This is a genomic window from Acinetobacter sp. WC-743, assembly GCF_000335555.1.
GTDB lineage: Bacteria > Pseudomonadota > Gammaproteobacteria > Pseudomonadales > Moraxellaceae > Acinetobacter > Acinetobacter bereziniae.
Map to the genome: position 1 here is coordinate 81,089 of NZ_AMFQ01000076.1, position 22,242 is coordinate 103,330.

19 protein-coding genes are annotated in these 22,242 nt (G+C 37.9%); 10 read left to right on the top strand and 9 right to left on the bottom strand.

Going from position 1 to position 22,242, the window contains the following annotated elements; all coding sequences use genetic code 11:
* Positions 1–290 precede the first annotated feature (290 nt).
* The gene (locus ACINWC743_RS10460) at positions 291–1,595 is read right to left on the bottom strand and encodes a hypothetical protein (RefSeq protein WP_085947559.1); all 1,305 of its coding nucleotides are present in this window, start codon (positions 1,593–1,595) and stop codon (positions 291–293) included.
* 59 nt (positions 1,596–1,654) lie between these two features.
* On the opposite strand from ACINWC743_RS10460, the gene serB reads away from it, so the two are divergent.
* From serB to ACINWC743_RS10475, 3 genes are all read left to right on the top strand, one after another.
* Positions 1,655–2,875: a phosphoserine phosphatase SerB gene (serB, locus tag ACINWC743_RS10465; protein ID WP_009585400.1), complete on the top strand. Its 1,221-nt coding sequence runs from the start codon at positions 1,655–1,657 to the stop codon at positions 2,873–2,875.
* Positions 2,876–3,300: 425 nt separating this feature from the next.
* On the top strand, positions 3,301–3,615 hold the full coding sequence (gene aciT, locus ACINWC743_RS10470) for a ciprofloxacin tolerance protein AciT (RefSeq protein WP_004825944.1): 315 nt from the start codon (positions 3,301–3,303) through the stop codon (positions 3,613–3,615).
* Between the two features lie 214 nt (positions 3,616–3,829).
* Positions 3,830–4,309, top strand: a complete 480-nt coding sequence (locus ACINWC743_RS10475; protein ID WP_004825947.1) for an SCP2 sterol-binding domain-containing protein — start codon at positions 3,830–3,832, stop codon at positions 4,307–4,309.
* Positions 4,310–4,386: 77 nt separating this feature from the next.
* Here ACINWC743_RS10475 and dtd read toward each other — a convergent pair whose 3' ends face one another.
* Positions 4,387–4,827, bottom strand: coding sequence for a D-aminoacyl-tRNA deacylase (gene dtd / locus ACINWC743_RS10480; RefSeq protein ID WP_009585425.1), 441 nt, complete (start codon positions 4,825–4,827; stop codon positions 4,387–4,389).
* A 272-nt stretch (positions 4,828–5,099) separates the two neighbouring features.
* Between dtd and pncB the strand changes: the two genes are divergently transcribed.
* The 3 genes from pncB (at position 5,100) to asd (ending at position 8,115) form a co-directional block, all read left to right on the top strand.
* A complete protein-coding gene (pncB, locus tag ACINWC743_RS10485; protein ID WP_009585424.1) occupies positions 5,100–6,311 on the top strand; it encodes a nicotinate phosphoribosyltransferase in 1,212 nt (403 codons plus the stop codon).
* Positions 6,312–6,418: 107 nt separating this feature from the next.
* The gene (locus tag ACINWC743_RS10490) at positions 6,419–7,267 is read left to right on the top strand and encodes a sulfurtransferase (RefSeq protein ID WP_010590830.1); all 849 of its coding nucleotides are present in this window, start codon (positions 6,419–6,421) and stop codon (positions 7,265–7,267) included.
* On the top strand, positions 7,264–8,115 hold the full coding sequence (gene asd / locus ACINWC743_RS10495) for an archaetidylserine decarboxylase (RefSeq protein WP_005035058.1): 852 nt from the start codon (positions 7,264–7,266) through the stop codon (positions 8,113–8,115). Before ACINWC743_RS10490 ends, asd begins: the two co-directional genes overlap by 4 nt.
* Positions 8,116–8,654: 539 nt before the next feature.
* On the opposite strand, the gene ACINWC743_RS10500 is transcribed toward asd, so the two are convergent.
* From ACINWC743_RS10500 to ACINWC743_RS10515, 4 genes are all read right to left on the bottom strand, one after another.
* Positions 8,655–9,086: a hypothetical protein gene (locus ACINWC743_RS10500; protein ID WP_009585368.1), complete on the bottom strand. Its 432-nt coding sequence runs from the start codon at positions 9,084–9,086 to the stop codon at positions 8,655–8,657.
* Positions 9,087–9,102: 16 nt separating this feature from the next.
* Positions 9,103–10,461, bottom strand: a complete 1,359-nt coding sequence (phoR, locus tag ACINWC743_RS10505) for a phosphate regulon sensor histidine kinase PhoR (RefSeq protein ID WP_009585379.1) — start codon at positions 10,459–10,461, stop codon at positions 9,103–9,105.
* Positions 10,462–10,486: 25 nt separating this feature from the next.
* Entirely contained in the window at positions 10,487–11,197 is a 711-nt protein-coding gene (phoB, locus tag ACINWC743_RS10510; protein ID WP_004825961.1) for a phosphate regulon transcriptional regulator PhoB, read from the bottom strand.
* Positions 11,198–11,471: 274 nt separating this feature from the next.
* Complete coding sequence (locus tag ACINWC743_RS10515; protein WP_005035061.1) at positions 11,472–12,149, bottom strand: TetR/AcrR family transcriptional regulator; 678 nt, start codon at positions 12,147–12,149, stop codon at positions 11,472–11,474.
* 213 nt (positions 12,150–12,362) lie between these two features.
* Between ACINWC743_RS10515 and ACINWC743_RS10520 the strand changes: the two genes are divergently transcribed.
* Together ACINWC743_RS10520 and ACINWC743_RS10525 are read left to right on the top strand one after the other, a co-directional pair.
* A complete protein-coding gene (locus tag ACINWC743_RS10520) occupies positions 12,363–13,208 on the top strand; it encodes an SDR family NAD(P)-dependent oxidoreductase (RefSeq protein ID WP_009585440.1) in 846 nt (281 codons plus the stop codon).
* Between the two features lie 204 nt (positions 13,209–13,412).
* A complete protein-coding gene (locus ACINWC743_RS10525) occupies positions 13,413–15,680 on the top strand; it encodes a YncE family protein (protein WP_009585365.1) in 2,268 nt (755 codons plus the stop codon).
* A gap of 61 nt (positions 15,681–15,741) precedes the next feature.
* Here ACINWC743_RS10525 and ACINWC743_RS10530 read toward each other — a convergent pair whose 3' ends face one another.
* Both ACINWC743_RS10530 and ACINWC743_RS10535 read right to left on the bottom strand, forming a co-directional pair.
* Positions 15,742–17,109 (bottom strand): MATE family efflux transporter, encoded by a 1,368-nt coding sequence (locus ACINWC743_RS10530; RefSeq protein WP_005035066.1) that lies wholly within the window; start codon positions 17,107–17,109, stop codon positions 15,742–15,744.
* Between the two features lie 124 nt (positions 17,110–17,233).
* On the bottom strand, positions 17,234–18,388 hold the full coding sequence (locus tag ACINWC743_RS10535; RefSeq protein WP_009585415.1) for a methionine aminotransferase: 1,155 nt from the start codon (positions 18,386–18,388) through the stop codon (positions 17,234–17,236).
* Positions 18,389–18,912: 524 nt separating this feature from the next.
* Here ACINWC743_RS10535 and ACINWC743_RS10545 point away from each other — a divergent pair.
* Positions 18,913–19,197 carry a CopG family ribbon-helix-helix protein gene (locus ACINWC743_RS10545; RefSeq protein ID WP_004825980.1) on the top strand — a complete coding sequence of 95 codons (285 nt, stop codon included), beginning with the start codon at positions 18,913–18,915 and terminating at the stop codon, positions 19,195–19,197.
* Positions 19,197–19,469: a type II toxin-antitoxin system mRNA interferase toxin, RelE/StbE family gene (locus ACINWC743_RS10550; RefSeq protein ID WP_005035081.1), complete on the top strand. Its 273-nt coding sequence runs from the start codon at positions 19,197–19,199 to the stop codon at positions 19,467–19,469. The genes ACINWC743_RS10545 and ACINWC743_RS10550 overlap by 1 nt, the downstream gene beginning before the upstream one ends.
* Before the next feature lie 172 nt (positions 19,470–19,641).
* Here ACINWC743_RS10550 and ACINWC743_RS10555 read toward each other — a convergent pair whose 3' ends face one another.
* Positions 19,642–21,843 carry a calcium-binding protein gene (locus ACINWC743_RS10555; RefSeq protein WP_009585426.1) on the bottom strand — a complete coding sequence of 734 codons (2,202 nt, stop codon included), beginning with the start codon at positions 21,841–21,843 and terminating at the stop codon, positions 19,642–19,644.
* Positions 21,844–22,242: the final 399 nt, after the last annotated feature.

The window sequence follows — 22,242 nt, forward strand, 5'->3', positions numbered from 1 at the left end:
AACCTTCACCTTTTTGTTCTGTCGTGTGACATTTTCATTGGATTCATTCGGCACATAGTCTAACGCGTTTTTACGTATTTTGCCTATGCTTATCATCTTCCTTTACCGCTCATAGTTATACACAAGCTTATAGGGGGATGAAAAGAGAAGGAAAATTGATTTATGCAGATTTTGAACAAACATTAAACGCTTATTTCGAAAAAAATAAGATGAGCTTATGAGTATTAAAGCAAGTAAAAATAAAAAAGCGCTCTACCTTTATGGGTAGAACGCTTTTATGCTGATTTGAATCATAGGTCTGAAACAGGTTCAGAACTGACGTTTTGTTTTTTTCCTTTTAAAATTTCTGTACGAATATTTTGTGCAAGCTCAGCACACTCATTATTCATTCCATTAATCATAAATGCGTGGCGTGTCAGTACATTGGTAGGATTTGGTAAAGCGACCAATTGATAGCAATCACCAATATGTTTGAGTTGATCATTGCTTAAGTACAGTGCCATTTCTTTAGCAATTAAATGATTCACCAAACGTTCTGCTGCATGTTTAGCATCCAACTGCATTGCTTCTACAGAAGTGGTCACGGCACAGCGTGTTTGTAAAACGAAGCGTTTGTCTTCGCGATAACGTTTGTACAGAACCTCAGACAGCAATTGGAACACTGAACCAATCATCAGTATGGATTGTGCAGCATCGGGCTTTTCAGCATCAATACTCAAGATCGCCCCGTGTTGATTAAACGCTTGATGAATGACGAAATCTTTAGAATTGAGTTTGAAATGCTGTGCACAAAGTTCAATGCTTTTATTCAGGAAAATCTGACATAAGTTAAAATAAGGTACAGATACAGATTGATTGACGGTATTCATCAATTGTTTTGGATCATAATACTGAATATTCAATGCAAGAATTTCTTGATCATCATCGACAGCAGAAGTGACCGCAACTTTAGGTTCAGGTTTAACTTTGTTTTGAGCCTGTTGCTGTGCCTGAGCAATTGCTAAGGTGCGATTGGCTTTTTCAGCCTCCAAAGCTTCTGTTAATTGTTGAATTTCGTGTTTTAAGCGCGCCTCATTATTGATACGTGCCAAATATTCACTACGCGTTGGGCGTGCAATTGCGCGATAAGCCAACCAAAGAAAAGCGTGGATCAAAAGTGAAACTAAAATCGCAAGCCATTGGGTCCGTAAAATTTCACCAATACTCGGTTTGATTAACGTTATTTCAATCGTTCCGACTTTTTTCTCGTTCTGCAATGCATCACGAATAAATACTTCACCTTGGCGAGTTTTTGCCATGCCGCTGGTTGCAAGCACTTGTTTTTTAGCATCAAGTATTCGAATCGAAGCAACGCTTGGATTGGTCGCATAACGATTTGCCAACAGTGCCAATGAAACTGTATTCGCAGGTTCAAGCTCAGACAGGCTGTCTGTGACCAGTTGACTGGTCATCAGTTGCCCTTGACTGGCACGGTTTTCATTTAACTGATGTGTTGTTGCAACTACCAATAAAAAGGTATGAAATGCAAAACTTACAATAAGTAGGCTAGCAAATAGCCCTTGTCTTGGCGCATTCAACGTAAACTTCCAAAGCAAAAAATTTCGATTTCGATTATGATTCTTCCAATTGTTGTAGCTCAGACCCGAGTCAATTCATGCGAGAAATCATTCTTATTTCATTTTTAGGACCTGACCAACCCAATCAGTTTACTCGATTAATGCAAGTGTTGTCCGTACATTCTTTGCAAATATTAGATGTAGGGCAGGCGGTCATTCACAATCAATTGACTTTAGGTATTGTAGTGTCGTCAAACGACCAGACTGCAACAGCTTTAGCAATGAAAGACATCCTTATTTTAGCACATGATATTGGTCTTACCGTTCGTTTTAAACCAATTTCAGGTACAGAATATGACCAATGGGTAAGCGAAGGTGGGCGTACCCGCTATATCGTGACGGCATTGGCACCTGAATTAACTGCTGCACACTTACAAGCTGTAACAAATATTGTTTCAAGTCAGGGATTTAATATTGAAACAGTGACTCGTTTGTCTGGTCGTCCTGAGCGTGGTGGGCATCAAGATATACTCAAACGTTCATGTGTCCAATTTGGTTTAAGTGGACAGATGCTAGATGCACAAGCGATGCGTGCAGCATGTTTACGTCTTTCGGCTGAATTAAACATTGATGTCGCTGTGCAGGAAGACAATGCTTACCGACGTAATCGCCGTTTAGTTTGCTTTGATATGGACTCTACTTTAATCGAACAAGAAGTCATTGATGAGTTGGCGAAAGAAGCAGGTGTGGGAGACAAGGTTGCTGAAATCACCGAACTTGCCATGCAAGGTGAATTGGATTTTCAGCAAAGCTTCCGTGCACGTGTAGCCTTGTTGAAAGGCTTAGATGCTGAGGTTTTACCAAAAATTGCCGCACGTTTAACCATTACTGAAGGGGCAGAGCGTTTAATTTCTACTCTGAAGTCTTTGGGCTATAAAACTGCAATTTTATCGGGTGGTTTTCAATATTTCGCAGAATATCTACAAGAGAAATTAGGTATTGATGAAGTTCATGCCAATATCCTTGATGTTGAAAATGGTCAAGTCACAGGTGAAGTGAAAGGACATATCGTAGATGGTGCACGCAAAGCATATTTATTGACTGAATTGGCTGAAAAAATGGGAATTTCACCAGAGCAGGCGATCGCTGTGGGTGATGGTGCAAATGACTTGCCGATGCTGTCTATCGCTGGTTTAGGCGTGGCATTCCGTGCTAAACCTTTGGTTCGTCAAAATGCCAATCAAGCCATTTCAAGTGTTGGTTTAGATGGTGTACTTTACCTCTTGGGTGTTCATGATAAAGACCTCACTCGTGCTTAAATGCTTTAAATAAGATTGCCGAAACATGAAAAATAGCGACACAATGTCGCTATTTTTGTTTGAAAATGAACCACTTTGCTGTCATCAAATTTAAATAATACTTTTTGAAAAAGAGATTCGTTTTAAAACTTAAATTTTTTTATTTCTATAGAAAAACAACATGTATTTTTTTGTAATGACACTGCATGATTGATGGCAATTAGATTTTGAGAAAAACAGGATTCTTAAAAAATGTAATGACAAATGCATGTTGCGACAAAGTGTGTCGTTTACCCGAAAAACAGCACTTTCCTTCTCATAAAAACCATACATAATGCAATGCATAAGCTTCTATAAGATGGTTAAAGAAAAATTATAAAGCTTGAACTTGTTGTGAAACACCACTTAGACGGTTTATGAGAGACATCATTTTGACGGAGGTTGTTATGGTATCAGCGACATTTGCAACATTGATTGGATTCGCTCTAATTGCTGCAGCGTTGGCTACTGTTTTCTTTTCCCCTTATCGTCATTGGTTAGGGTTTATGTTTGCGGGTATGATCTTCTGGGGCACTCTAGAAGCAATGCGTTACAGCGTACAGAATATTTTCGATCTTTCGGTAGCATATAGTTATTTAACGGCAATCATGCTTGCAATGTCTGCATTGATTGCGTTGTTATTACGTGAAGACAGCCGTGCCCAAAAAGCACTGGCAAATCGTCAATATATTGAACATACCCCAGTCTATGAAGATGAATAAGTATTGAGTGAACAGAATGACAACATGCAAACCAAGATAACAATAGTGACTTTAATTACACGAAAAAAATCAATTTAGACATTTTAAGGTATATCAAAATGGTATACCTTTTTTCAGTTTATACTTTGTTCTCAAAGCCATGTCTAAGAAATGACAAGTTATGCTAGGATGAGCAAATTCGGATCTAATTTAAAAAACAACAGGCTTAAATGTCATGAAACTTTCTGCAATTCCAGTTGTGAAGTTACCAATCGTTGATGCAAGTACAGATCCATTGGATTTACTTGTATTGGGTTTAGCGCTTCGTATGAAACAATTGGCGCGTACCAGCCCAAAATTTATTGAATTGACCCATGATCGTCAGTTCCGTATCCAGATTGGTACAGACTTAGGCGTGGCTCGCCAAATTATTGTCAATAACGGTCAAATTGATACAGTTTCAGGTGCTGAACAAAAAGCGGATTTCGTTTTACAGTTTGCTGACAGTGATCAAGGTGTGAAAACTTTGGTCAAAGGTGATCCAACTGCATTTATGACGGGTATGCAAAACGGCACGATTAAAATGGAAGGTGATTTTAGTTTACTGGTGTGGTTTAACCAAGTTGCTAAGTTAATCCCACCGAAAGTACCAAAACCTGTCAAAGAAAAAATCAAATTGGCGCGTCAGTTCTTAAAGGAAAAGACAGGTCGATAATTGTTTTTCAAACATTAAAAAAGCCCATTCGGGCTTTTTTATATTTTAAACAGCGATTTTGTGTTGTGTATGCGAGCTTATTCGACCTCTAGGTTGAAGGTCACAGGTCCGTCATTGACCAAATGCACTTTCATATTTGCGGCAAAGATTCCTGTTTGTACATTTTCAAATTGTGATTGCGCATATGTAACCAATTGTTCATACAGTGCTTTGGCTTCAGTGGGTGGCATTGCTGGTCCAAAGTCGGGACGCAAGCCTTTTTGCGTTTGCGCCATCAAGGTAAATTGCGAAACCAGCAAAAGTCCACCATTGGCTTGGCTGACGTTCCAACCCATTTTTCCTTGTTCATCATCAAAAAATCGATATTTTAAAATCTTATCAATCAGTTTTTGACCCTTTTCAAAGTTATCCTCTTTACCTAAACCTAAAAAAACCAAAATTCCTGTTTGGATCTCTCCTGTGACTTGACCATCAACCACGACTTTGGCTTCTAACACTCGTTGTAATAATGCACGCATAAGAACAATAAGACTAAAATATGATAAGACCATTCTAACAGTTATAGAACAGCAAGATTGTCTAAAAAAGCTCATCTTTAAAACATTATAAATATTTGAATAAGCATGGCTTTTGTTTGATTATTCAGCATTTTTCGATATGAAACAGACCTAGGTGTTCGATTTTTAAACACTGTTAAATTGCAAATATAGCCATTCACAGCGAAATGATTACGTTATGCACTTCAAAAATATGCTTTAATAAAAAAAGCATAGCGAAATTACAAACAGATATGGCGCCAATCATTCAATCTTTGCTGGATACCGATTTATATAAATTTACCATGTTGCAAGTGGTACTGCATAAATTTCCCCAAACTCACAGTGTCTACCATTTCCGCTGCCGTAATCTGGATGATACCGTTTATCCATTAACGGATATTTTGGAGGATTTGAATGAACAATTGGATCATCTTTGCTTACTAAAATTTAAAGAAGACGAATTACAATATTTACGCAGCATGCGTTTTATCAAAAGTGATTTTGTTGATTATTTAGAATTATTCCAACTGAAACGCCGTTTTATTAAAGCGGGTATAGATGAAGAAGGTCGTTTGGATATTTGGGTAGAAGGTCCGATGGTTCAAGCGATGATGTTTGAAATTTTTGTTCTTGCGATCGTTAATGAGCTTTATTTTAGCCGTATTCGCAATGATGAGGTGTATGCTGAAGGCGAACGACGTTTACAAGCCAAAGTTGAGTTATTAAAGAAACTTGAACAGCAGCAACAGACGGATAAGCCCCCATTCTTGGTATCTGACTTTGGTACGCGTCGTCGTTATAGCTTGGACTGGCAGCGACATGTCATTCAAACGTTCCATGCAGCGGTACCCAATGTTTTCAGAGGAACCAGTAATGTTCTCTTGGCAAAAGAATTAAATATTTATCCAATTGGAACAATGGCACATGAGTTTTTGCAAGCTTTCCAAGCTTTGGATGTGCGTCTAAGAGATTTTCAAAAAGCTGCTTTGGAAACTTGGGTACAAGAGTATCGTGGAGATTTAGGTATCGCCTTGACCGATGTTGTTGGTATGGACGCATTCCTACGAGATTTCGATCTGTATTTTGCCAAACTTTTTGATGGTTTGCGCCATGACAGTGGAGACCCTTTTGAGTGGGGTGATAAGGCGTATCATCATTATCGTAAATTAAAAATTGATACCAAAGCGAAGATGTTAACCTTTAGTGATGGTTTAGATATCGAAAGAGCTTGGGCATTGTACCAATACTTCAAAGACCGTTTCCAAGTCAGTTTTGGTATCGGTACCAATTTGACCAATGATATGGGACAAACTCCATTGAACATTGTTTTAAAATTGGTGGAGTGCAATGGTCAGTCTGTCGCGAAAATTTCTGATAGTCCAGGAAAAACCATGACAGATAATGATACATTTTTGGCTTATCTGCGACAGGTCTTTGAAATATCAGAAGTTGTCGAAGCATAGAAAATTCTTATCTGATTTTTTGCTAAAAGAATGTGAAAAATCAGCTTATTGGGAAAAAACACTGTGCTAAGATCATGCATATTCAGGGTCTTAAAATAGAAAAACTTATGACTACACCTGCCTTTAATTTTGAATTACTCATCGAAGCAGAACAACTCGTGCCTTTTTTAGGGCACGATAAGATTCGTATCGTCGATTTGAGTCGTAGTTCTGTCTACGAACAATTACATATTCCTCATGCTTTACATGTTAAACCACAATTGTTGGTAAGACAGGAAGAACAAGCTTCAGGGCTTTTACCTGATGAAGACGGTTTAAATGCGTTGATTGAATATTTAAATATTTCGCCTGAGCATCATGTTGTGGTTTATGACGATGAAGGAGGCGCTTGGGCTGGACGTTTGATTTGGAATTTGCATTGTCTTGGCTTTTACAATACCAGTTTATTAAATGGCGGTATTCATGCATGGTTGGCAGAAGGTTTTCCAACCTCATCTGACGTTGAAGTGTTTGAACCAGTAGAAACATTGGTTCCAGTCAATTTAAATCACCTTGAGCAACATCGTATTGAATATGCAAAATTGTTGGAAAAGGTTCAGCAACAAAGTATTCAAGTCTGGGACTGTCGGACATCCGAAGAATATACAGGACAACGTTTGGCAGCTAGACGCGGCGGTCACATTCCAAATGCACAACATTTTGAGTGGAGTACTGCAATTAATCGTCAAAATCATTTAAAATTGCATCCTCTAGAGCGCACGCAACAACGTTTAGAACAATTAGGCTTTCAATTTGATCAACCTGTGGTGGTGTACTGTCAGTCGCATCATCGTTCAGGCTTGGCTTATATTTTAGGTCGGTTACTGGATTGGAATATTCAAGCCTATGATGGTGCGTGGAGTGAGTGGGGCAATCGCCTCGATAGTCCAATTATTACTGGAGAATCACCTGCGTGAGTCTTACATCAAACTTAAAAAAACAAATTTTTATCCAAGCTCAAAAAGTTGTTCCACAGCAACAACTCAGCCGTGTCGTAGGTAAAGTTGCAGCCAGTGAAAATCCGATTATTAAAAATATAGCGATTCAAGCGTTTAAAGCTCAGTACGGGATTGACCTGTCGATCGCTGAACAAACGGATGCATTGAAATATAAGTCGTTTAATGAATTTTTTACGCGTGCCTTAAAACAGGGTGTGCGTGAAATTGATACAGACCCGAGTAGTATTGTTTCTCCTGCTGATGGTGCAATTTCACAGTTGGGTAAAATTAAAGATGGAGATATTTTTCAAGCCAAAGGTCAGAGTTTTACTGTAGACCAATTGATTGGTGACCCAAAGTTGGCTGCACCTTTTGTGCAAGGTGAGTTTGCCACAGTGTATCTATCACCACGCGATTATCACCGTGTGCATATGCCATTCGCAGGAACACTGACAGAAACTTTATATATTCCAGGTGAATTATTTTCAGTCAATCAAACCACGGCTGAAAATATTCCGGGCTTGTTTGCACGTAACGAACGTATGGTGTGTTTGTTTGATACTGAACTCGGTCGTATGGCTGTTGTTTTAGTGGGTGCGATGATTGTGGCAGGTATTGAAACTGTGGCAACGGGTAAAGTGAAGCCAACTGGGCGCTTAGAATTAAATCATCACGAATTAGCACTAGAAAAAGGTGCTGAGCTTGGACGTTTCTACTTAGGCTCAACTGCAATTGTATTGTTTGAGCAAGATAAAATGAATTGGGATGCACAATTTAAAGCCAACTCCGTTGTTGTGATGGGTGAAGCTTTAGGGCATACACTTTAATTTGCTTTATTTATAAGGGGTTGTGTTTTTTCATGTAGGAAATACAACTCTTCTTAAATGTTACAGTTGCCTATATAAAACTAAACGTCAAAATAAGTTAACCTGAGTTCGATAAAAATCCTTGATGAAAGATGATACAGCCAAACCGCCTGATTATTCATGCAAGTGATTTGGATGATTCATTTATTTTATACTTTTGAATCATAGATGGTCTTGCTATCGTGAGGCGACATGGATGTCGCCATGTAGAGTGGGGGTATGAGGATGTACCCCTCGCTCAACGAAAGATTTTTGTCACTTTTCTCACCGTTTTTTGTTTAAGCACATTCTTGTTCATATCCCCCTGCTAAACATGGCGAGCCGCAGGCTGATCCAAAAAATAGATAGAAATTCAGCAAGAATCTGTGAATAATTATTATTTTTCAATGTGTTGATGTGTGATTGCACCGAACTCACATTATTTAAATTATGTCGAACTCACGTTAAGTGAATAATATTGATCGGTTTCATATAAAACTTGTTTTAGTTTCTAGAATAAATCAGAACCCATGTGCTTTTAAATAAGACAGTTTTAAAGCCTGTGCATCTGCTAAAGCGTTGTGCGGGTTTTGAGAAGGTACATGAGTTTCGACAGGATATTGCATCCAAAGTTGCATGGAAAGTGGAGGTGTTCGTATACATTTTCCTGCTGAAAGCACTAAACTCCGCATAAATAAAGCGAAATCTTCAGGCCAATCTGCAATGATTTCAATCTGATCATATTGAAATAGAAAAATCTGCAAATGACTTTGAAATTTTTTGAATTGAATGGGCGGTTGGTTTAAACGTGGTATCACATGATCTTTTACCCAAGGTACAGGGTTTGGGCATTCTAAAACTTCATAAAAAGATTGATGCTGTTCATCGACCAATGCCAACGAAATCAGTTCACCACCAAAACCATTAAATTCACAATCTAAAAATAATTTCATTTGGATTAATCAAAAATCAGCCTGCAAAATCAAGGCGCTCTTTCGGGAACACCACTCTAAAAACTGAACCTTGATTTTCTTTAGAATCAATTTCAAGATAAGCATTATGTTGCATTAAAACATGCTTCACGATCGCTAAACCTAGACCTGTTCCACCTGTTTGTCGGCTTCTCGCACTGTCTACACGATAAAAACGTTCAGTTAGACGTGGAATATGTTTGGGATCAATCCCAATGCCTGTGTCTTCAACTGTAAAATAACCATGTTCAGTGTCATCATGCCAACCAATCGTCACAGTACCGCCTTTAGGTGTGTATTTAATGGCATTGGTGATTAAGTTACTGAAAGCACTGGCGAGTTCTGCATCTGAACCAATCAGGTCACAATGACTGTCAATATCCAGATTTAAAGTATGTCCATAATCGACGTTATAGGCTTGCGCATCATCAAAAAGCTGATTCATTAAATTGGGCATATCAATAATTTGATTTTTCGCGACCTGTTTATTGCCTTCTAATCGCGAAAGTAACAATAAATCATTCACCAAAGCATTCATACGTCGCGTTTGTGACTGCATCTGTTCAAAGGCGCGTTTCCAACGAGGATTTAGGTCTTCTTGGTCGGTAAAAGTTTCAATATACCCACTGAGTACAGTCAAGGGGGTACGAAGCTCATGTGAGATGTTATCGACAAAGTCTTTACGCATCTGCTCAAGATTATGCACACGGGTTACATCATAAGCGACCAACAAGCGACTTTCACTGCCAAAGCGAGTCAGTTTGATTTGTACATAATGTTCTTCATAGACCGAAGACTTTATTTTTATACCATCAGGTGATTGGTCAATATTATTAAAGTATTCAATAAAACTCGGCTGGCGGATAATGGTTAAAATATTACGACCACGATCTAAAGGTTGAATACCTAAAAGTTTTTCCGCAGCAGGGTTCCACCATTCGATTTGATGGAGTTCATCTGTTAAAACGACAGCTTCAGCCAAAGCCACTAAGGAGGATTGTGCACGATCAATCAAGCCAACCATTTCAGCTTGAACAACGCGTTCTTGGCGTTGTGCGCGATAGACATTAAATAGAAGCGCTCCCCAAATACCTTCGAGATTTGGTGGAGAATCATAAGGACGGTTCGAAATCCATTCATTGACCAAATACAAAGAGCGCAATTGAAATATAAAAAAAACGGCAAAACCGATGGAAATACAAATCCAAAAATAACTGATCCCTAAACCAATAAATCCGCCAATCACCAATAAAAAAGCCAACAGGCGTAAGTCTTGTTTTGCAAACTCCCATAAACTGCTGTAGCGAAACTTTTTATGTTCACGTGCAAGATCTGGGACGGGATAGGGTTCATACATAGAAATTTATTTACCTTAACAGTGCTTAACCTATAGCGACATCTGCGCGTGTAGAGAAGCGATAACCTGTTCCACGAACAGTTTGGACATAGCGATCTGCGCCATAAGGTTCAAGTACTTTGCGTAAGCGACGGATATGCACATCGATGGTACGGTCTTCAATATAAACATTTCCACCCCAAACTTGGTCAAGTAATTGGGCACGTGTATAAGCACGTTCTGGATGGGTCATAAAGAAAGCCAACAAACGGTATTCAGTTGGTCCCATATCTAAAATACTGTCACCAAAACTTACTCGTTGGCTGACAGGATCAAGCACTAAGCCGTTCGCATCAATGGTTTTTTCACCACTCAATGCATTGGCACGACGAAGTACAGCTTTGATACGAGAAACTAATTCCCGTGTTGAAAATGGTTTGGTCATGTAGTCATCCGCACCTGCATCAAGACCTTGAACTTTATGGTCTTCTTCGCCACGTGCAGTTAACATAATCACTGGAATTTCTGCTAGATTTTCATCTCGTTTTAAGCGGCGACACAAATCTACGCCACTTACACCACCGGGCATCATCCAATCGAGTAAGATTAATGATGGTCGTTGGTCTACGATCATTTGATGTGCTTGTTTTGCATCTTCAGCTTGCAGGCATTGAAAACCTGCCATATCCAGTGAGGTATGGATCATTTCTCGAATCGGAAGCTCGTCATCGACGATTAATATATAGTCATCTTTCACAACGCAATATCCTATGTATGAACGGTGTACCGTCTTTTATTTATGACAGGCTTATTACAAAGATTAATTATGACAGTATCATTGCAAAAACAAGATGTAGACGAATTTTTGCAAAAAAATGTGACAAAAAATGGGCGATGTGATGAAAATTAGATGACATTTTTAAATAATCTTTGCAGCTTCAGCTTAAAAAGAACATCAAATTGGTGACTAAAAATGCAAATATGACAGTTTGATGACACTGTTATACTTACTTCACACTACTCAAATCAGTCTAGGGCTGAGGAGCAAAGGTATTAATCAATGACACAAAGACCACTTCACATGCTGAAACAATTTCGTCTAAGGACTGTTTAAAACCACCCATCACCCAACGCACAGCAATTTGTGTAACATAACCATTTAGACCAGTCGCAACCAGCGAAATTTCCTGTTCACTTCGTTCAATATGCGGCATCATCAGCGTCACAAAAGAGTGAATTAAGCGATCAAAACGTCCCATAGTTTCGTGAATAGTCGCATGATTATGTAATTCTTGAACCAGCATGGCATCGATATAAATAATACGAGCAACACGTGGGTCATTTTTTAACATGGTAAAAATCGCTGTCAAACCGCCTTTGATCATGTTTTTAGGCTCGGGCGCACCTTGCATCACGCCTTGCATCACGGTTTGTTGTAACTGTTCAATCAATTGTAAAAAAATAACTTGAAACAGTTCCTCACTCTTTTTAAATGACTCATAGAAGTAGCGTTCAGTAAGTTTTGCTTCATTACAAATATCTTTAACAGTCACGGAAAAGAAACCATGTGTTCCATATGCCGCGATGCCTGCTTCAATCAATTTTTCGCGACGGGCGAGCTTTCTTTCAGACAAGGACATGCCTTTGAATTGGCGTTCTTTTGTGGTTTTATTTATGGTTTTCTTTTCAGTTAAGCGAGATTCAGTCATTGTAAAAAATTACTCGTGTCATGTTCGATTGTCACAAAGAAGTGGTTATTTTAGCAATAAAAGTCATTGAAACCTATTTAAGATTTTTTGTATAAAAAAACAACTGCTCATTCACAATATAATATTGACAATAGTTATTGTCAAAATTATATTGAGCAGGTGAGCTGCACATTATCAGTATTATTGTGTGCGGATTTTAATAAAGGATAGACAATGAAAAATTTTAAAAACAAAGTCGCTGCAATTACAGGTGCTGGCTCTGGTATGGGACAACAGCTTGCGATTTTACTGGCAAAAGCAGGCTGTCATTTATCAATTAGTGATGTGAATGAAAAAGGTTTAGCAGAAACGATCGAATTGGTTAAGCCTTATAATGTTCGTGTTACTTCTAAGAAAGTGAATGTGGCAAATGTTGAGGAAATGCGTACATGGGCTGCTGAAACCGTACAAAATCATGGCTCTGTGAACATGATTTTCAATAATGCTGGTGTTGCTTTAGGTTCGACTGTAGAAGGCGCGACCTATGAAGAGCTTGAATGGATTATGAATATCAATTTCTGGGGTGTGGTATACGGAACCAAAGAGTTTCTACCATACATCAAGAAAACAGGTGATGGTCATATTATCAATATTTCAAGCTTATTTGGTCTAACGGCTCAGCCGACGCAATCTGCTTATAATGCATCAAAATTTGCGGTACGTGGTTTTACTGAATCTTTACGTCAAGAATTAGATATCGAAAACTGTGGTGTATCTGCATTATGTGTACATCCGGGTGGTATTCGTACCAACATTGCCAATGATGCACGTATGAATGACAGTTTACGTTCTTTGGGCATGAATCCTGATAAGTCAGCAAAAGCATTTAGTAAATTATTGCGTATGCCTCCAGAAGATGCTGCTCAACAAATGCTTGATGCGGTGCTCAAAGATAAACGTCGTTTATTGATTGGTAATGATGCAAAAACTTTAGATTTGATTCAGCGGATCTTACCAACGGGTTATCAAAAATTGACAGGTTTTGCGACCAAATTTAGTAAAAAATTAGAACCAAAATAAACCTTTCTATGAAAAGCCGCCAAATTTGGCGGCTTTTTACTTTTTCAGGAAACATGTCAAGTTCCTTGATTGATAAAAAAATCTTCATACTTTTACTGTACCGATCATCTACAGATTGGGATTGATAAAATAATTTGTTAGACTGACTCAGAAAATATTAAATTTTTTATTTTTATTATAAAGATAATTTGAATTGAGCATTTTATGAAAAAAGCCATATTAAGCCTCAGTATAGGTATGATTTTATTTGCATCACATTTAGTCTATGCGTCTACTGATCAAGAGAATGTCAGTATTTTAGACAGTGTTGCAGGTGTACCAGAGCATTCAAGCCCTGATCCGGCAGACGATAGAGCGCTTTATAGAGCAGAAGTGGAGCGACTCTATCCACAATATATCAAAGAGGACGAAGGGGATCAGTTATATTCAACTTTCTTAGCAGATTATCAATATAGAAAATTTTGGTCAGCATATTTTGATCGCTCTATACAATATTTAGATTTATATCAAAGCTCAATTCAACAAGAGCAATTGCGCAAAATCGATCCTGAGCTTTCTAAGCTGGATGCGATGTTATACGCAGATTTAACCCTTATTTATCAGTCGCTTAATCAGATTCAAAATCACTTAAAACCCGTGGTTGATTTTAACCGTGTGATTGTCGATCAGATTAAATTTGATCAGCCTTATCCATTGCTGGACGAGGAACAAGGCAGTGTCTATCGTTCGGCATTACGTAACATGAATGATGTTCAGAACGCAGAGAAAAAACAACTCGTTTTACTCGCCCAAATGATCGACCAGTACCAAGATCGAGTAGATGAATTTGCAAAGATTGTGTCAAAACGCGTAAAAAAACAGCATCAGAAAAATATCGATGTGTTAAATCGAAAAGTGGCATTGATTGGGCATTATTTATCTGCCCAACTGCAAGGCTACGATGCATTTAAGGCGACCTATAGTGTATTAGATTCCTATGATGCTGAAGCGCATCCAGTCTATGCTAAAAAATACCAACATGCTGCGCAGTCTGAGCAGAACCTAAAAAAAGTAAATGCGATCATGGCGGCGATTGCTCAAGAACAAAGTCCAAATACAGCGTCATCTGAAGCGCCAGATCAGGTCGGGACTTTACAGGATTCTAGTCAATATTGTGATTATTTATGGAATGGTGAAGAAAGGGGTGAGATTGCAGGTTACTTAGGAAAAACCCAACAGCAATATATTCGGGATTGTCAGGAACAAAAGACCAAGATTCAACAATTTTATAAAAGTCAGGTCTTTTTGGAAGCAGTCCCACAGCAAACTGTTACTTTACCCAATATGAATGCAATGGGAGATTTTCGTCGATATGGGGATGATCTTTACTATACCGAAACAGAGAAAAATGCAGTCTATCGATTTAATCTTGTTTCATTCAAAGAGGAACTGCTTTACCAATATGCTTTAGCTGATGATGAAAGTGGTTGTATGCACAATATGTGCCGTGGTGTGGGGGCAACCGATGTGGTGTTAAGCCACGATGGTCAAATTATCTATGTAGCATCTTTAGATTATGACCAAGTTTTTGCAATTGATTTAAAGACCAAGCAGATATTGCAAAAGTTTAAAGTTGAACGTTATCCACGCAAACTATTATTGGATCAACAGGGTGAAAATCTATATGTTTACAATGGTGTAGGGAACAGTATTTCACGCATCCAGTTGAAATCAGGCAAAATCACCACAGCCGCATTGCCAGCAAATTATCAGGAACACTTTTGTCGTGAAATCGATATGGTATTTGAACCAGACCAAAAAAGCATTCGTATTTTAGGTGATTGGGCAAATCGTCCTTTTATCTATATGAATACTGCCGATTTAAGCTTTTTTGAACTGAATTTTGATGTACCACAAAAAGTGCTCTATACAGTCGATGACTATCGTTCAGTGGTGGAGTTTTATCAAGACTCGGAAAATCAGATCGGAATTTATGACCAACGGATTGCAGATTTGGTCAGTGTGATCAATGTGCAGGATGCACCCTCTCAAGATCAAGATGAGCAAGAAGACAATCGCTATACGTATCGAGATGTCTATACCAGAAGCATACCAGTGATGATGGGATATTTAGCGGATCAATATTTTTATTATGCTGAGAAGGCAAACTTTAATCGATTTAATTCATTAAATAGTGCCTTAGATCAGCACGTCTTAGATATTTATCTGCTGAATCTTGTTGACCAAACTCAAGAAAATCGCCAAAAAGTAGCATTTAAACTGCCGAGCAAACCTCAGCACATCGAACTGCTGGAAAATGGCAAAATTTTAATCTTGTTTGCTGAAAGCTATCTCAATGATCAGAAAATTTTACCGCAAGCCTTAGTCTTTGATCCAAATGATCCTGCAACGCAACAAGTCTTTGCACGCAATAAAACCAAACGCTTAGCACAGTCGGAACTGAAAGTGATCAAGCTTCATCAAGAAGATTAAAATCATTTTGGGGTGAGATCATCATGGCTGATTTAAATGCATGAGCACAGGGCTGATGCATTTAAATCAAAATTTCGATGGTTTTCTTTTTCCAGACGAATTGATAATACAGACCTTGCATTACACAGAGGCTGAAAAAGGTTAGCGCAAGTGCATACCAGATGCCTTGTAAGCCAAACCACTGACTAAATAAATAAGCACAAGGCACTTCGATTAGCAAGATCGATAAAATGTTAAAAATCATCGGCACAGTGACCGTACCACTGGCACGCATGATAGAGGCAAAAATGGCACTTGCACCAAAAAATATAATCGACCACAACACAATAAATAACAATTGCTGACCCAGTTCAATCACGGATGGATCGGTAATAAACAACGCCATCAAATATTTTGAACAAATATAGGCCAACAGTACCAATGAACCTGTAATCGCAATATTGCTGACCAGCGCTGTACGGGTTACTTTTGCCAGCAATTCGGATTTGCCTGCACCAATGGCTTGTGCTGCAAAGATTGAGCCTGCAATCGCAATGGATAAGGCAGGAAATTGAATATAGTTGAGCACTTGGTTGACTGCACCATAGGCGGCTGTGGCATGTGCACCATGTTGGTTGACCAGTCCGATCACCACCAAACCTGCAACAGAGTTGGTGACCATTTGGATACCTGTCGGTATGCCTAAACGTAAAATACTGCGGCTAAACTGCGGGTGAAAGCGCACATGTTCGATTAATGCCACATCGGGCTTCAAAGCATGGTCTTTTTTATTTAAATAGACAATCAGAAACGCGAGGGTAGAAATAAAACCTAAACCACTGGCAATCGCTGGGGCAATAATTCCTAGTTTTGGCATACCCAAATAACCCCCAATCAATACAGGAGTGACGATTACACCGACAATAATGGTGAGGCTGGAAGCCATAAGAGGTGTGGTGCTGTCACCGACCCCACGCAAAATGGAGGTATAGGTGATATAGATAAATAAAAATGGGCTACTCATTAACATCCATTGCACATAAGGCAGTGCAAGATGCATGATTTTCGGGTCGATTCCCAACAGCAATAAAATTTGCTTCGCGAAAAGCACGCCTAAAAAGGCAATAATGGTTCCGCCAATCAAAGTCATAAATAACAATGCGCCAACAATGGTACGCACTTTTTCAATATCTTTGGCGCCCCAAGCTTGTCCCACCAACACAGTTGCCCCTGTCGAGAGACCAATCACAAAAGCCAGCAATAAAAATAGGATCGGAAAAAAGACTGAAATCGCAGCAATTGCTTCAACACCCAGCATTTGCCCGACAAAAATAGTGTTAATGGTCCCTGACAGATTTTGCAAGATATTGGTTAAGATCAATGGACCCAAGAAGATTAAAAAAACCTTCCAGAATTTGGGTTGGTGGAGCATGTCGGGACGAGCTGGCATCTTTTTTTCTACTGTCTATTTTCGAGTATCTTTATCTTATTGATAATATACAACTACTCAGTAAAAAGCCTGAGTATTTGAGTAACTCAAGCTTTATTTTATGAAAATTCAGAATTTATTCGGTTTAAATACGATTTAAAATTTCACATGCATGTACTAAAGTTTGATCTTTTTTGGCAAAACAAAAACGAATTAAACGTAAGTTTTTAGGGGCTTTCTGATAAAAAACAGAGACTGGAATTGCCACGATTTTGTGTTCTTCTGCAAGGAATTTACACATCTCGACATCATTTAAATCTGGACGAATTTGGCTGTAGTCAACATTTTGGAAAAACGTTCCTTTGGATGGAATAAAGCTAAATTTTGAATCTTGAATACCTGAATTAAATAGATCGCGCTTTTGTTGATAAAAACTGGCTAAGCCATCGATATGTTCAGGGTGCTGTTGCATAAAATTGGCAAGTGCCATTTGTACAGGTGTGACACCACAGAAGTTGGCAAATTGATAAATTTGACGAAACACCTTCATCAGCTCAGGTGAGGCAATGCAATAACCGGTTTTCCAACCTGTCACATGAAAGGTTTTTCCAAAAGAACCCACGACAAAACTACGCTCTCTAAGTGCTGGAAATGACAACGCTGAATAATGCTTTTCGCCGTCAAAAATCAGGTGTTCATAAACTTCATCTGAGAGCACGATGATATTTTTATCTTGAATCAGTTCAATTAAATTCAGCCAGTCTTGTTTAGACCAAATTGCCCCTGTGGGATTGTGTGGGGTATTTACGATGACCATTCGGGTTTTATCTGTGATTGCAGATTTGACTTGATCCCAATCCACAGAAAAATCAGGTGCATGAAGCGGAATATGAACCGCTTTGCCACCGACCAATTGTACGCTAGGTGCATAACTGTCATAGCTTGGATCAAAAATAATCACTTCATCGTCTTGGTGGATGATGGCTTGTATGGCACTGAAAATCCCAATCGTTGCGCCTGGTGTAATGGTAATTTCTGTGAGTGGATCGAGCTGTAATTGATCTCGCTTATGAAAAAGTTGCGCCAGTTGTTGTCTAAGCTGCAGTAAGCCATCACCCGCTGCGTATTGGTTAAAACCATCTAATGTAGCTTGGCTCAGCGCCTGTAGTAATGCAGGCGGTGCATCAAAGTCAGGAAAGCCTTGTGATAAGTTTAGCGCATTGAGTCGTTGTGCCATTGCGGTCATGATACTGAAAATGGTGACGCCTTGAGCAGGGAGTTTGGAGTGGATTTCGATCATGACCAGACTGTTTTAATGAGGTTTGTGATTGTGAGTGTAGCAGGTGATTTTTAACAGCAAAATAGGTTGTTGTGATTTGTGGCGGGGATAGAGACCAGTTACTATAATGTTTTGTTACATAATATAAAGTGGGCTTGAGTTGGTAAGCATGTGATAAAGCCTATAAGTTAAAGAAAATATAGGCTTCATGTACGAACACTATGTTAAATAGGAGTTCTTAATGTCTTTCATCTTTTTTAAATTTTTCCCATTCAACTGCTGTATCTCCTCCTTGCTTGTGCCACTTTTGATGTAATGCTCTATCGGCTGGGTCAAGATTTTTGGGATCAGCCATTTTTTGTGAATAACTAACTGATTCTTATAATGAAAATATATTTGGCTAAACCAGTCCATATTTTTAATTTTAATCATGAGGGATCAGAGTTCTAGCTGTAGATAGGCCGATTCCTAACTGTTGTTTTGACATGTCATGTTTTTTGTTGTGTTATAATAGAATTAAAATGTAACACATTGGAGTCAAAGCCATGACAGAATCGACTTTTACATTCCGAGTGGATGAATCTTTGAAACAAGAATTTTCTAGTTTTGCCAAAGATATAGACCGTAGCGGAGCGCAATTATTGCGTGACTTCATGCGTGATTTTGTGAAGCAACAGCAAGAAGCCGCATCTTACGATGCGTGGTATCAAAAACAAGTCCAAATTGGCTTAGACGAAGCAGATGCAGGGCAATTGGTTCCTCAAGAAGAAGTGAAATCCCGTTTTGAAGAAAAACGTGCAAGCCTACTCGCTAAATTGGCAGCTAAATAATGAAAGTGTTTTGGACACCAACTGCTTTAGACGATTTAGAGAGAATTATTGATTACATTACTGAGCGTAATTTGGTTGCTGCAATTGAATTGCACGATCTGATTGAGGAAAAAACAGATTTACTTTCTCACAGCAGCTTGATGGGGCGCTCTGGTCTGGTCAAAGGGACTCGTGAATTAGTGGTTCATTCACACTATGTTGTAGTGTATGACGTTAAAGATACGGTTCGTATTTTAAGAGTTTTGCATACATCACAGCAGTGGGAAGCTTAAAACTTCCATTTTTTATTTGAAACAAGACTTAAGCGTGTATCCAAAATAATAAGATTTACAGGGCAGTTTAGTATCTACGACCTTGCTTGAAGATTCTGAATACACGAAAAATTATTTTCAAATTGAGTCAATATCAACCAACAAGAAGTTGGTAAATTTACTTTAGGATAAATTAGAAGTAATAGTGTTGTTGATACTCTAAAGTTTGTAAATCTAAACGATCACCACTACTAAATTGAATAGATTCAACCTGATACTGACTACCCTTAGCAGCATCTTTAATCGTAATTTGATCTGTAGATCCTTTTACTGAAATCACTTGATTTGAGCCAATATATGAAACAATTAAATCATCTATATTAATATCTTTACCGAATTTAATAGTATCGTTACCTCCAGTCTCCTGAATAATATCCTTACCAAAACCTCTTTCAAATTCGTAGGTTTCGTTACCTGCACTACCAATCAATTTATCATTGCCTGTTCCACCATTTAGAACATTAAATAAACCTCCAGTAGCTTCTAGAGTATCATCTCCTCCAAATCCATAAAGATGATTGCTTCCAGTATTTCCTTTAATTATGTTATTCAATTCGTTACCTGAGCCAGAAATGTCTGTATTGCCTGCTAATGTAAGATTTTCCACATTTTTTGTTAGAAAAAAATGCTTAGCTGAACTAATGACAGTATCAATACCTTCATTATTATGTTCTAAAACAAAATCAGAGTTTGATTGAACATAATAGGTATCATTCCCCTTACCCCCAACCAAAACATTAACTCCTGATCCCCCATCTAGAATGTCATTACCCCAACCACCAAATAATAAGTCATCTCCTTTACCACCGTATAACTTATCATTGCCTATTCCACCATTTATGACATCATTACCATTTTTTCCAGTTAATGTTGCACCGAAAGGAGATAATGTAGAAATCACATTGGTATTAGGATTAAGGAAATTAGTCACTACAGCAACTGGTCCAGCTAAATCACCCACATATGCATAAGCAATTTGAGTAAGTGTATTGACCAATTGATCTTTAGAAGAAAAACCGTTTTGAAATACTTCTCCTTGTATTAATAAATCAATATAATTCAGACCTTCTTTTGTGAATTGACTGATTACATCAATTAAACTTGCTCCACTTTTTAGCGTTTCCTTAACCACATCACCTAATAATTCTAAATACCATGATATGGGGCGACTATCTCCACCATTTAGTTCTGAAGTATCAACACCTAAGATGTGATCTAAAAGACCAAAAGGTGTAATCCCAGCCCAATCTGAAAGTGTGCCACCTAGATTTTGAAGTGCTTGAGTTGCATCCATATGTACAAGACCAAATGTTCCTGCTGCACTTGGAACATAACCAGCAGGAATTATAAGATTGCCATCTGTATCATTCACGCCATACAGTAAATTATCAGCAAGCGTTTTAACTAAAATATTCGATGCTTTATAAAATTCACCATCCGCAAAATAAATCCCTTTATCCCCTAAAGCTTTTTCAGTGCCTAATCGTACATATTGGTAAAGAATATTTGTCGGATCTGCTGTTGCAACAGCCTCAGCCACATGGAACCAATTGAGAGTACCTGGATCGATGCCTTCTTTGCCTTTTAGGTCATTAGCAATTAATGAATAAATTGGGCGCCATAAATTATTAACATATTGCGAAGGAGCTTGCTCAAATTGCTGATAGAGTTCAGCCACTTTGTTTAAAACATTGGAGCTTACTTGATAACTTGTTTGTCCATTTTTTTCGTATATTAGTACATGTTCAGCTTGGCTTTGATTTCCCCATTCATTTTCATAATGGTTGTTTTGAGCAGGTAAAGTTCCTCCAATAGCTTTTCCAGTATTAACAATAATATTTGAAATTTGATTAATAAAAGCATCACCAGCCTTATGTATGGTTTCGAAACCTTTACCAAATATATTATTACCTGCAAGACCTAATGGAGCGACTGTATTCAACAAATCATTCGCAAGATTAGTTCCACCAATTAAGGCATTACCAATTACTTCGCTAGGAACATTTAACAAACCTTTAGTTGTAAGCTCTTTATCTATCCATTCATTTTTGAAATGTGTATCAGTAGGTTTTACTGTTGCACCTAAAGAAACACCAATATTTGATACAGCATTAGAAATTGAATCAATAACTTTATCACCCACTACATGAGCAATTTCAAATGGAGCACCGAAAATTTTATTTCCTGCTAAACCAATTGGAGATGTAATATCAAGAATAGTATTAATGGTATTTGCAGCAGTGACTAACCCATTGGCTACTAGTTGAAGTGGGATAGTAAATACTGAACTAAATTTGAAATTTGGTAAGTATTGATATGTATTAAATAATTTCATGTGATTTCCTTTTATTAATTTTAAATAAACAAAAAAATAAAGCAGCACGATAGTCACATACATCTCAAAAAGGTGTTTTATTTCTGTAAGACAATTTGGATATAAATTTATATAGATGAAAAATTATAAATCGTAAGAATTTTAATTTTTTATATGATATATAACATAGTTATTGAACTAAGATTTTATTTTAAAAATAATAGGTATAAATGTATTTTAAAATAATGTATCTTTAAGGCTGAAGCATTAAAATAGTTAAAGATGTTCATAAGTTATTTATTAATTTGGAGTTTTATTTAATTAAAAAATATCTAAAAAATAGGATGCTATTTGAAAAAAAGCTTGGTGATAAAATTCAGAAGCTCTTTTTCAGTTGTTTAATATCATCTTATTATACTA